Origin of the sequence: Erwinia sp. 198, from assembly GCF_003937915.1 — a bacterium.
Classification (GTDB): Bacteria; Pseudomonadota; Gammaproteobacteria; order Enterobacterales; family Enterobacteriaceae; genus Erwinia; species Erwinia aeris.
Genome location: NZ_RHUM01000012.1, coordinates 30,097 through 42,205, shown reverse-complemented (window position 1 = coordinate 42,205; position 12,109 = coordinate 30,097). Strand labels below are relative to the sequence as shown.

12 protein-coding genes are annotated in these 12,109 nt (G+C 57.0%); 3 read left to right on the top strand and 9 right to left on the bottom strand.

The genetic code is table 11. From position 1 onward, the window contains the following. Positions 1-25: 25 nt before the first annotated feature. The gene (locus EGK14_RS16445) at positions 26-568 is read right to left on the bottom strand and encodes a single-stranded DNA-binding protein (RefSeq protein WP_125290179.1); all 543 of its coding nucleotides are present in this window, start codon (positions 566-568) and stop codon (positions 26-28) included. Positions 569-878: 310 nt separating this feature from the next. Here EGK14_RS16445 and uvrA point away from each other — a divergent pair, with 310 nt between their 5' ends. After that, positions 879-3,710: an excinuclease ABC subunit UvrA gene (gene uvrA, locus EGK14_RS16440; RefSeq protein WP_125290178.1), complete on the top strand. Its 2,832-nt coding sequence runs from the start codon at positions 879-881 to the stop codon at positions 3,708-3,710. 247 nt (positions 3,711-3,957) lie between these two features. Continuing rightward, positions 3,958-5,010: an NAD(P)-dependent alcohol dehydrogenase gene (locus EGK14_RS16435; RefSeq protein ID WP_125290177.1), complete on the top strand. Its 1,053-nt coding sequence runs from the start codon at positions 3,958-3,960 to the stop codon at positions 5,008-5,010. Between the two features lie 63 nt (positions 5,011-5,073). On the opposite strand, the gene EGK14_RS16430 is transcribed toward EGK14_RS16435, so the two are convergent. From EGK14_RS16430 to dnaB, 7 genes are all read right to left on the bottom strand, one after another. Then, positions 5,074-5,403, bottom strand: coding sequence for an MmcQ/YjbR family DNA-binding protein (locus EGK14_RS16430; RefSeq protein ID WP_125290176.1), 330 nt, complete (start codon positions 5,401-5,403; stop codon positions 5,074-5,076). A 1-nt stretch (position 5,404) separates the two neighbouring features. Beyond that, positions 5,405-5,821 carry a secondary thiamine-phosphate synthase enzyme YjbQ gene (locus tag EGK14_RS16425; RefSeq protein ID WP_125290175.1) on the bottom strand — a complete coding sequence of 139 codons (417 nt, stop codon included), beginning with the start codon at positions 5,819-5,821 and terminating at the stop codon, positions 5,405-5,407. 115 nt (positions 5,822-5,936) lie between these two features. Beyond that, a complete protein-coding gene (locus EGK14_RS16420; protein ID WP_199746456.1) occupies positions 5,937-7,130 on the bottom strand; it encodes an amino acid aminotransferase in 1,194 nt (397 codons plus the stop codon). 78 nt (positions 7,131-7,208) lie between these two features. Continuing rightward, positions 7,209-7,823, bottom strand: coding sequence for a YitT family protein (locus EGK14_RS16415; RefSeq protein ID WP_125290174.1), 615 nt, complete (start codon positions 7,821-7,823; stop codon positions 7,209-7,211). A gap of 233 nt (positions 7,824-8,056) precedes the next feature. Next, positions 8,057-8,521, bottom strand: coding sequence for an Lrp/AsnC family transcriptional regulator (locus EGK14_RS16410; RefSeq protein WP_125290173.1), 465 nt, complete (start codon positions 8,519-8,521; stop codon positions 8,057-8,059). A gap of 14 nt (positions 8,522-8,535) precedes the next feature. Beyond that, complete coding sequence (locus EGK14_RS21895) at positions 8,536-8,823, bottom strand: carbohydrate-binding protein (protein WP_125290291.1); 288 nt, start codon at positions 8,821-8,823, stop codon at positions 8,536-8,538. Positions 8,824-9,033: 210 nt separating this feature from the next. Next, positions 9,034-10,449 (bottom strand): replicative DNA helicase, encoded by a 1,416-nt coding sequence (gene dnaB / locus EGK14_RS16400; protein ID WP_125290172.1) that lies wholly within the window; start codon positions 10,447-10,449, stop codon positions 9,034-9,036. 92 nt (positions 10,450-10,541) lie between these two features. Here dnaB and EGK14_RS16395 point away from each other — a divergent pair, with 92 nt between their 5' ends. Then, positions 10,542-11,522, top strand: a complete 981-nt coding sequence (locus EGK14_RS16395; protein WP_125290171.1) for a quinone oxidoreductase — start codon at positions 10,542-10,544, stop codon at positions 11,520-11,522. Positions 11,523-11,762: 240 nt separating this feature from the next. On the opposite strand, the gene pspG is transcribed toward EGK14_RS16395, so the two are convergent. Continuing rightward, the gene (gene pspG, locus EGK14_RS16390) at positions 11,763-11,993 is read right to left on the bottom strand and encodes an envelope stress response protein PspG (RefSeq protein WP_199746454.1); all 231 of its coding nucleotides are present in this window, start codon (positions 11,991-11,993) and stop codon (positions 11,763-11,765) included. Positions 11,994-12,109 lie beyond the last annotated feature (116 nt).

Below are 12,109 nucleotides of genomic sequence, written 5' to 3'. Positions count from 1 at the left end.
ACCTTACACGTTAGGTCTATATATCTTAGAACGGGATATCGTCGTCGAAATCCATTGGCGGCTCGTTGCCCGCCGGCGCGCTGTTCTGCTGCGGCTGTGGACGAGACTGCTGCTGCTGGCCGCCGCTGAACTGGTTGCCGCCCGCAGGCTGCTGCGGCTGGCCCCAGCCGTTGTTGTTGTTCTGACCCTGGCCACCGCCAGCCGGTGCGCCGCCGCCCTGACGGCCGCCCAGCATCTGCATGGTGCCGCCAACGTTAACCACAACCTCGGTGGTGTACTTCTCCACGCCCGCCTGGTCGGTCCATTTACGGGTTTGCAGCGAGCCTTCGATATAGACCTGAGAGCCTTTGCGCAGGTATTCGCCCGCTACTTCCGCCAGCTTGCCGAACAGCACCACGCGGTGCCATTCCGTTTTCTCTTTGGTTTCGCCGGTCTGCTTGTCACGCCAGCTTTCGGACGTGGCCAGCGTAATGTTGGCAACGGCGCCGCCATTCGGCATATAGCGGACTTCCGGATCCTGACCCAGATTTCCCACCAGGATTACTTTATTTACGCCTCTGCTGGCCATGTTCGTCTCTCCGATAAATGTTCTTAGCTTAAGGATGAAATTCTAACACGCCCTACCCACAGATTATACCTTCGGATCCGGGTTTCAGAGGCGGATCGCAAAGGGTCTCTTTCAGGCACAGCCTTTCGGCGGGCGGGCCGGGCAGGATCGCAAAACGCTCTGGCATCGCCTGGCAATACCAGGATCCCGTGGCGTATTATACAGCAAAGTACTGTATATCCATTCAGCTTTTTTTGTGCCATACTAACAGGCTTAATTCTGGCCGTGCCGGACAGGCATGGTGACGTCCGTGTTAATCCGGGAATTGTGAATGGATAAGATCGAAGTACGGGGTGCCCGCACCCATAATCTGAAGAATATCAACCTGATCATCCCGCGCGACAAACTGATCGTTGTCACCGGCCTGTCGGGTTCGGGTAAGTCCTCGCTGGCGTTTGATACGCTGTATGCCGAGGGGCAGCGCCGCTACGTGGAATCCCTTTCCGCCTATGCGCGTCAGTTCCTCTCGCTGATGGAAAAGCCGGATGTCGATCATATAGAAGGGCTGTCGCCAGCTATCTCGATCGAACAGAAATCAACCTCGCATAACCCACGCTCTACCGTCGGCACCATCACGGAAATCCACGACTACCTGCGCCTGCTGTTTGCTCGCGTGGGCGAACCGCGCTGCCCGGATCATGACGTCACGCTGGCGGCGCAGACGGTCAGCCAGATGGTGGATAACGTACTGTCGGAGCCGGAAGGGCGCCGTCTGATGCTGCTCGCGCCTATCGTTAAAGAACGCAAGGGCGAGCACACCAAAACGCTGGAAAACCTGGCTTCGCAGGGCTATATCCGCGCGCGCATCGACGGCGAGGTCTGCGATCTCTCCGACCCGCCGAAGCTGGAGCTGCAAAAGAAACACACTATTGAAGTGGTAGTGGATCGCTTCAAGGTGCGGGAAGATCTGAAACAGCGCCTGGCGGAATCCTTTGAGACGGCGCTGGAGCTTTCCGGCGGCACCGCCGTGGTCGCCGATATGGACGATGCGCAGGCAGAAGAGCTGATCTTCTCCGCCAATTTCGCCTGTCCGATCTGCGGCTACAGCATGACGGAGCTGGAGCCGCGTCTGTTCTCGTTCAACAACCCGGCCGGTGCCTGTCCGACCTGCGATGGCCTGGGCGTGCAGCAATATTTCGATCCGGATCGCGTGGTGCAAAATCCGGAGCTGTCGCTGGCCGGTGGCGCTATCCGCGGCTGGGATCGCCGTAACTTTTATTATTTTCAGATGCTGCGCTCGCTGGCCGAGCACCTGGATTTCGACGTCGAAGCGCCGTTTGATTCGCTGAGCGACAAGGCTCGCAAAATCATCCTGTACGGCTCCGGCAAAGAGAGCATTGAGTTCAAATACATCAACGATCGCGGCGATACCTCGGTGCGTCGTCATCCGTTTGAAGGCGTGCTGCATAATATGGAGCGCCGTTACAAAGAGACGGAGTCCGCTGCGGTGCGCGAGGATCTGGCGAAGTTTATCAGCAACCGCGCCTGTGCGACCTGTGAAGGCACGCGTCTGCGTCGTGAAGCGCGCCACGTCTACGTTGAAAACACTACGCTGCCGACTATTTCGGATATGAGCATCGGCCATGCAATGGCGTTCTTCCAGAACATGAAGCTGAGCGGCCAGCGCGCCAAAATCGCCGAAAAGGTACTGAAAGAGATCGGCGATCGCCTGAAGTTTCTGGTTAACGTCGGCCTGAATTACCTGTCGATGTCCCGCTCTGCTGAAACGCTGTCGGGCGGCGAAGCGCAGCGTATCCGTCTGGCGAGCCAGATTGGCGCCGGGCTGGTGGGCGTGATGTACGTGCTGGACGAGCCTTCTATCGGCCTGCACCAGCGCGATAACGAGCGCCTGCTGGAGACGCTGGTACACCTGCGCGATCTGGGCAACACCGTGATCGTGGTAGAGCATGATGAAGATGCCATCCGCGCTGCCGATCACGTGATCGATATCGGGCCGGGCGCGGGCGTACACGGCGGCCAGGTCGTGGCGGAAGGCACCGTTGACGACATCATGGCGGTGAAGGAGTCGCTGACCGGACAATACCTGAGCGGCGAGCGCGGTATTCAGGTGCCGGAAGAGCGCGTCAAAGCCGATGCCAGCAAAGTGCTGAAGCTAAGCGGCGCAAAAGGCAATAACCTGAAGGACGTAACGCTGACGCTGCCGGTTGGCTTGTTCAGCTGCATTACCGGCGTGTCCGGTTCCGGCAAGTCGACGCTGATCAACGATACGCTGTTCCCTATCGCGCAGCGCCAGCTGAACGGCGCTACCATCGCCGAGGCGGCACCCTATCGCGAAATTACCGGCATGGAGCATTTCGATAAGGTTATCGATATCGACCAAAGCCCGATCGGGCGTACGCCGCGCTCCAACCCGGCCACCTATACCGGCATCTTTACGCCGGTGCGCGAGCTGTTTGCGGGCGTGCCGGAGTCGCGCACGCGCGGCTATACGCCAGGCCGCTTCAGCTTTAACGTGCGCGGCGGACGCTGCGAAGCCTGTCAGGGCGACGGCGTGATCAAGGTGGAAATGCATTTCCTGCCAGATATCTACGTGCCGTGCGACCAGTGTAAGGGCAAGCGCTATAACCGCGAGACGCTGGAGATTAAATACAAAGGCAAAAGCATTCACCAGGTGCTGGAGATGACTATCGAAGAGGCGCGCGAGTTTTTCGATGCGGTGCCTGCGCTGGCGCGTAAGCTGCAAACGCTGATGGACGTGGGCCTTTCCTATATCCGTCTGGGGCAGTCGGCCACCACGCTTTCCGGCGGTGAGGCGCAGCGCGTTAAGCTGGCCCGCGAGCTGTCGAAGCGCGGCACCGGTCAAACGCTCTACATCCTGGATGAGCCGACCACCGGCCTGCACTTTGCCGATATCCAGCAGCTGCTGGCCGTGCTGCACCAGCTGCGCGATCAGGGCAATACCATCGTGGTGATTGAGCACAACCTCGACGTGATCAAAACCGCTGACTGGATTGTCGATCTCGGCCCGGAAGGCGGCAGCGGCGGCGGTGAGATCCTGGTCTCCGGCACGCCGGAAACGGTGGCGGAGTGCAAAGAGTCGCATACCGCACGCTTCCTTAAACCGCTACTGGCAAAGAAATAGTTTGCCACGAAGGCGCGAGTCGTTAACGGCTCGCGCCTTTTTCCCTCTGCACTGTCGTTATCGCTTCCGCCGTTTTCTTCTGCCTCTGCAATAAAACTTTCTTATTAGCGCCTGTTTTTTGTCATTTCCCCCTAAAACTTGCAGGATCAGGCAAGATTTAAACAGGTTCCGGCATACCCCTGCGCGGAACGGGCCACTATCCTTAATGAGCCGTGAGGCACACGCCATTCCATTATCAGGAGAGTCCATGAATATTACCCATGCTTATGCCGCTAAAAGCGCCGATGCGAAGCTTGCGCCTTTTGAATTCCAGCCGCGCGAACTGCGTGAGCACGACGTACAGATTGAAATTCTTTACTGCGGCGTCTGCCATTCCGATTTACACCAGGCCCGCAACGAGTGGAAAAACACCATTTTTCCCGTCGTACCGGGACATGAAATCGTAGGTCGCGTGACCGCTGTCGGCGGCCATACGCACAAGTATAAAATCGGCGATTTAGTCGGCGTCGGCTGTCTGGTTGATTCCTGCCGCACCTGCGACAGCTGTAAAGAAGACCTGGAGCAGTATTGCGAAAACGGCTTTACCGGCACCTATAACGGTGAAGATCGCGAAACCGGCGACATCACCTACGGCGGCTACTCAACGCAGATCGTCGTCAATGAAGACTTCGTGCTGCGCGTGCCGGAGAATCTGGATCCCGCAGGCGCCGCGCCGCTGCTGTGCGCCGGCATCACCACCTATTCGCCGCTGAGCCACTGGGGCGCAGGCCCGGGCAAAAAAGTCGGTATCGTGGGCCTGGGCGGTCTGGGCCATATGGGCGTGAAAATCGCGCACGCGATGGGCGCGCACGTCGTGCTGTTCACCACCTCGCCTTCTAAGGTAGAAGACGGCAAACGCCTGGGCGCGGATGAAGTGGTGATTTCTAAAGATCCTGAGCAGATGGCACAGCACGCCAACAGCTTTGATTTTATCCTGAATACCGTGGCGGCCCCGCACGATCTGAACCCGTTTATCACGCTGCTGCGTCGCGACGGCAATATGACGCTGGTTGGCGCGCCGGAACACGATCATCCATCACCGCAGGTGTTTAACCTGATTTTCAAACGCCGCAGCATCGCCGGTTCGCTGATTGGCGGCATCAAAGAAACGCAGGAAATGCTGGATTTCTGCGGCAAGCACAACATCACCTCGGATATCGAGATGATCAAAATGGACGAAATCAACGAAGCCTACGAACGTATGCTGAAAAGCGACGTGAAGTACCGTTTTGTGATTGATATCGCCACGCTGCGCGGGTAAACGCCCTTCAGGCATCCTGAAGCCCGATGGAATATCAGGGTGCCTGAGCCGCGTCTTCTTTAACTACGCGGTTCGCGTAGCCAGCGCCTGCTGAAGCGAGGCGTCGATCAGATAGTAAATCTGTGAATCCTTCAGCGAGCCGTCCAGCAGCACGGTGCTCCAGTGCGTTTTATTCAGATGCGCGGCGGGCACCACATCGCTGTGCTTTTCCCGCAGTAAATCCGCCAGCGCGGGCGTCGACTTCAGGGTTACCGCAGGACGGTCGTCCACTTCATGCACCATCGCAAACAGCACGTCATCCACTTTTATCTGGGTCGCTTTCCAGTCGTTATGCACGACCTGCTCCGCGCCCGGCTTGTCCATACAGTAAGAAAGTAAATCCGATACGTTCATGTCATTCTCCCTGTAGCGTGGCGATAATGCGGCGGCTGCCGCCGTGATTGCGATGCTCGCCCAGCCAGATGCCTTGCCAGGTGCCCAGCAGCAGCTTGCCACGGCTCACCGGCAGCGTCAGCGACACGCCCAGCGACGAAGATTTAATATGCGCAGGCATATCGTCCGCGCCTTCGTAATCATGCTCATAGTTCGCCTTTTCCGGCACCTGGCGCAGAAAGTGGTTTTCCATGTCGCTTCTGACCGTAGGGTCGCAGTTTTCATTCAGCGTCAGCGAGGCGGAAGTATGCTGAAGCAGCAGATGCAGCAGGCCGACCTGCACATCACCAAGCCGCCGCAGCTCCTGGACTATGTCGTCCGTTATCAGATGAAAGCCGCGGGATTTGGGATCCAGGGTGATTGTCTGCTGATACCACATCGTTATGCTCCTTAGCTGAATACGTTCCGTTAAGTGTGCAGCATGATGGGAAAAGGTAAACCTGCGGAAGCAAAAAAGAGTGAAAAAGGCCGGACGGGCGTCCGGCCACAGGGGCTTACATGACCGCAGCGAAGGCTTCGGCAACCTGATGCACGTTCTCGTTGTTCAGGCCCGCCACGCACATACGACCGCTGGCGATCAGATAGATGCCAAACTCGTCACGCAGGCGATCGACCTGTGCCGCGCTCAGACCGGTGTAGCTGAACATGCCGCGCTGTTGCAGCAGGTAATCGAAGTTTTTGCCCGGCACCGCCGTGGTCAGTACGTCCACCAGCGCCTGACGCATGGTGGAGATGCGCACGCGCATCGCCTCGACTTCCGCCAGCCACTGCGCTTTCAGCGCCGCATCATTCAGCACGCAGGCCACCACCTGAGCGCCAAAGTTTGGCGGACTGGAGTAGTTGCGGCGCACGGTGGCCTTCAGCTGGCCCAGCACGCGGGAAGCTTCTTCCGCATCTTCGCAGACCACGGAAAGACCGCCGACGCGCTCGCCGTACAGCGAAAAGATTTTTGAGAAAGAGTTGCTGACCAGCGCGGGTAAACCTGCGGCGGCAATCGCGCGGATAGCATAGGCGTCTTCTTCCATGCCCTCGCCAAAGCCCTGATAGGCAATATCCAGAAAGGGGATCAGATCGCGCTCTTTCAACACCGCCGTTACGCTGTCCCACTGCTGGTTAGTGAGATCGGCGCCGGTGGGATTATGGCAGCAGGGATGCAGCAGCACGATGCTCTGCGGCGGCAGCGTCTTCAGCGTGGCGATCAGCTCTTCAAACCTCACGCCGTTGGTCGCATCGTCGTACCACGGATAGGTGTTTACCTGGAAACCCGCGCCGGAAAAGATCGCGATATGGTTTTCCCAGGTTGGGTTACTGACCCAGACCTGAGAGCCGGGAAAATACGCCTTGAGGAAATCCGCACCGACCTTCAGCGCGCCGGAGCCGCCAACGGTCTGGATGGTGGCGATACGCCCGGCCTGCAGCATTGGATGCTGCTGACCAAACAGCAGCGGCGCAACCGCGCTGCGGTAGGTTGGCAGTCCTTCCATCGGCAGATAGAGAGAAGCATCGTGCGCCTGCGCGTTCAGACGTGCTTCCGCTGCGGCCACCGCCTTCAGCTGAGGAATAACGCCCTGGCCATCGTAATACAGCCCGATGCTCAGGTTAACCTTGTGGGGGCGCGTATCCTGCCTGTAGGTTTCCATCAGGGAAAGGATCGGATCGCCAGCATAGGCATCAACGTTTTGAAACACGGTGCAAATCTCCATTAATAAGTTGGTCGGGCGCGGTGGCACTCGCGGCCTTGCGCGACGAAGGGCGCCGCGCCGGGTTCAGACAGCGTAACGGCCAGGGCGGTGGTTCATGGCGATAATCAGGTTAAGGATCGCCGCGCCCGCAACCGAGGCCGCCAGCATCGGCAGCGGCACCACAAACAGCGAGGCCAGTACCACGCAGGTATCGACCGCCATCTGTAATTTTCCGGCACGGATACCGTAACGATCCTGTAGCCATAACGCCAGAATATTCACGCCGCCCAGGCTGGCCTTATGGCGGAACAGTACTATAAACCCAATCCCCATAATGACGTTACCGAACAGCGTGGCGTAAAAGGGATCCAGCGCGGAAAAATGGATAAAAAGCGTATGCAGATGGGTAAACAGCGACACCAGGCCGACGGCGCTGAAGGTTTTAAGAGTAAACGCCCAGCCCATGCGCTTTACCGCCAGCCAGTAAAAAGGCAGGTTGATCAGGAAAAAAGCGAGACCGAAAGAAGCGTGCGTCAGATAGCTAAGCAGAAAAGCGATGCCTGCGGTGCTGCCGGTCAGGGCGCCAGCGCTTTTTAACAGCATTACGCCAAACGAGACCATCAGCGTCCCGAACAGCAGCGCCAGCGCATCTTCGATAAACGTATGCGGAACTTTAACAGGTTGAACAACGTTATCCATAAGGTCGACTCTCTGAGAAATAAACGCTGACTCAGCAAGGATCGCACCACTCTTTTGCTATCGGGGGTGACGGCAAGGCAAATGATTGATTGAGCAGAATTAACTTTATGCACATCTGCGTGGCAAAAGCATCAATATATGCATGAATGAGCGGGAGTACGCTTATTTCTCGTATAGAATGCTCTGCTCATGCACTAAATTGATCCGCGCCTGCACCAAAAAGGAGCTATTGGTCAGCCTGGCGTCATCATGCCGTTTTCTTTCAGGCGGGTGAGCACGACAGAGGTCTTGACGTGCGACACGCTGCGATGCCCCGCCACCAGCTGGCTAATCAGCGCGCTCAAAGCGGGCAAATCGGCGACGGCGACCTTTAGCAGATAGTCAGCATCGCCGGTGGTTTTCCAGGCATCGACGATAGCCGTTTCTTCAGCCACCATGCGGGTAAAGCTGTCCACGTATTCAGCGGTGTGGTTAATCAGGCGGACTTCAATCAGGCCGATCAGGCCCAGCCCTATCGCATTGGCTGAAAGCCGGGCGTGATAGCCGAGGATCAGCCCCGCCTGCTCAAGGTTGATGCGGCGACGGGAGCACTGCGAAGCGGAAAGCCCAACCAGATCGCTCAGCTCCTGGTTAGTCAGACGGCCATTGCTTTCCAGCAGCGTCAATATTTTGAAGTCATAATCATCGATCTGGGTCATCATTTATCCGGCGGCTAATTATTTTTCCTGTCGGACAGGTAAGCGCAGTTCCCGCCTCGTTGTCCAATACTATTTTCCGCATGGGAAAACCGCTGCCGGGTAAACACACGCTTGTTGGTAATAACTTTCGCGTCAGATCGGTTTCCACGGCAAAGCATTGCCGGTTTCAGGCCCGGCGGTGGGCACCAGCCCGGGTTCAGTGCCCGACACCACCTGTCATTCGCCTGATAATTGCCGCCGTTATGGCTTACCACAGTGCCGCCCGTATAAGGCACAGCGGCGCTCCACGTCGGCCCTTTGATGGGGGAATAAGTCGTCTCGCATCTTTTTTAAGCGGCCGCGCGTCATGAAAATTACAGAACGGCCTGACCGTCGCCAGTTATTGATGTTCAAAAAATTAAGTTAAGAACAGCAGGCAGGAGAATAATGAGTTAGCGTATTGATATGCCTGGAGGCAAGGAGAACCCTCTTCCAGTAGCGGTCGCTACCGGAAGAGGCAAAGAAAGCAGATCTTATTCGTCGTCGTACTGCGGGCCGGCGTAGTTATCAAAGCGCGACCACTGGCCGTTAAAGGTCAGGCGTACCGTGCCGATAGGGCCGTTACGCTGCTTACCCAGAATGATTTCCGCAATGCCTTTCAAATCGCTGTTTTCGTGGTAAACCTCGTCACGATAAATAAACATGATCAGGTCGGCATCCTGCTCGATGGAGCCGGATTCACGCAGATCGGAGTTAACGGGACGCTTATCGGCACGCTGTTCAAGAGAGCGGTTAAGCTGCGACAGCGCCACGACCGGCACCTGAAGCTCTTTTGCCAGCGCCTTCAGCGAGCGGGAAATCTCGGCAATCTCCAGCGTACGGTTATCGGAGAGTGCCGGAACGCGCATCAGCTGCAGGTAGTCGATCATAATCAGGCTTAACCCGCCGTGCTCACGGAAAATACGTCGCGCGCGCGAGCGCACTTCCGTTGGCGTCAGGCCGGAAGAATCATCAATGAACATGTTCTTCTTCTCCAGCAGGATGCCCATCGTACTGGAAATACGCGCCCAGTCTTCGTCATCCAGCTGGCCGGTACGGATACGGGTCTGGTCAACGCGGGAAAGCGAGGCCAGCATACGCATCATCAGCTGTTCACCGGGCATTTCCAGGCTGAAGATCAATACCGGTTTATCCTGCAACATCGCTGCGTTTTCGCAAAGGTTCATGGCAAACGTGGTTTTACCCATCGACGGACGCGCCGCCACGATAATCAGATCCGAGCGCTGTAATCCGGCGGTCTTCTTATTAAGATCCTGATAGCCGGTATCAACGCCGGTGACGCCGTCATGCGGCGTTTGGTAAAGCGACTCGATCCTGGAGATCGTCGCCTCAAGGATCTGATCGACGCTTTTTGGCCCTTCATCCTTATTGGCGCGATTTTCGGCAATCTGGAAAACGCGGGATTCCGCCAGATCGAGCAGATCTTCGCTGGTGCGGCCTTGCGGATCGTAACCGGCATCGGCGATCTCGTTCGCCACCGCGATCATCTCACGGACTACCGCACGTTCACGTACGATATCGGCATACGCGCCTATGTTCGCCGCACTTGGTGTATTTTTCGATAATTCCGCCAGGTAAGCGAAGCCGCCGACCATGCTGAGTTCGCCTTTGGTTTCCAGCGACTCGGAAAGCGTGATCAGATCGATTGGCTTGCCCATTTCCAGCAGCCGCTGCATTTCGCTGAAGATCATGCGATGCGGACGACTAAAGAAGTCCTGCGCCACCACGCGCTCAGAGACGTTATCCCAGCGCTCGTTATCCAGCATCAGGCCGCCCAACACGGACTGCTCCGCTTCCAGCGAATGAGGCGGCAGCTTCAGCCCTTCCATTTGCCGGTCGCGCGGCTCACGGTTTTCATTGGATTTGTTGGTGGGTTTATTTCCTGCCATAGTGATGTAATACCTTGTGTGGGGACGCGCCAGTATACCCGTTTGACGACCTTTCGTCCTCCATCAATCACGCGCAATCAACAGGAGTGACCATGCCAAAACGCATACAAATCAGTCAGCACGGCGGCCCGGAAGTGATGCAGATTATCGATGCGGCCATCCCGGAACCGGCCGCCGACGAGGTTGTGGTTGAGAACAAAGCGATAGGCATTAACTATATTGATACCTACGTGCGCAGCGGGCTTTATCCGGCTTCGCTGCCTTCTGGCCTGGGAACGGAAGCGGCTGGCGTGGTAAGGAGCGTGGGCGAAGGCGTGACTACGGTTAAGGTTGGCGATCGTGTGGTTTATGCGCAGTCGGCGCTGGGTGCCTACAGCGAATACCACGCCGTTGAGGCTGACAAGCTGGCGCTGCTGCCGGACGCCATCTCTTTTGAGCAGGCGGCGGCCTCGTTTCTGAAAGGGCTGACCGTGCATTACCTGCTGCGGCAGACCTACGTGGTACAGCCGGACGAAACCTTTCTGTTTCAGGCGGCGGCGGGCGGCGTAGGGCTGATTGCCTGCCAGTGGGCTAAAGCGCTGGGCGCACATCTGATTGGCACCGTCGGCTCGGCGGAAAAAGCGGCAAGAGCCAAAGAGGCCGGCGCCTGGGAAACCATTAACTATCGCGAAGAAGACGTGGCAAAGCGCGTGCTGGAACTGACCAGCGGCAAGAAAGTGCGCGTGGTGTACGACTCGGTAGGCAAGGACACCTGGGAAGCCTCGCTGGACTGCCTACAGCGGCGCGGCCTGATGGTCAGTTTCGGCAACGCCTCCGGGCCGGTAACCGGGGTGAATTTATCAACGCTCACCCAGAAAGGATCGCTGTACGTGACCCGCCCTTCTCTTAACGGCTATATCACCAACGCGGACGCGCTGACGCAGGCCAGCAACGAGCTGTTTTCGCTGATCGCCAGCGGTGCGATTAAGGTAGAGGTGCCGGAACAGCAGAAGTTTGCGTTAACGGACGCGCAGCAGGCGCATCAGACGCTGCAAAGCCGTGCCACGCAGGGCTCCTGTCTGCTGATCCCCTAAGGACAAACGCGCCAGGCCAGCCAGAAATAAGTGGGGCTTCCCGTAGGAAGCCCCTTTTTCTTTTTTATAGTTCGCGCTGTTTGTAGGGTCAGCGGCGATGAATTTCGGCAATTCAGTAAAATCATCCTGACAGAATTCATAAGTAAAAAATATGTTTAATTGCAAAATTTTCTGTGCGATCTGCCAGGTTGTGATCGACTCCGCATTACTTTTTGCAAACCTGGCGTCAGCGCCCTGCCGTTAGCGAGACATCCAGCGTGCTGTTTTTGATGACGGTTTACGGTATGCGCGATAAATCCATACCGCAGCGACCGCCAGCGCCAGCCACGGCAGCATTTTAATCACCACCATCAGCAAACCGGCAAACATCATCACTACGCTGGCGACAAACAGCGCCAGGATAATCCCCAGCAGCGAAACGCCCGTCAGCAACAGCATGACAAAAAAGCCAAGCACGAAAAAGATTTCCATCAGCGTTCCTCCTGTTAAAGATGCTGTAGCACTATTACAAGATCCGTGCCAGAAACGCACTTCCGGTAACACTTTGAATTTAAAAATAAATAATAAAGAGCCGCACGGGAGGCCTG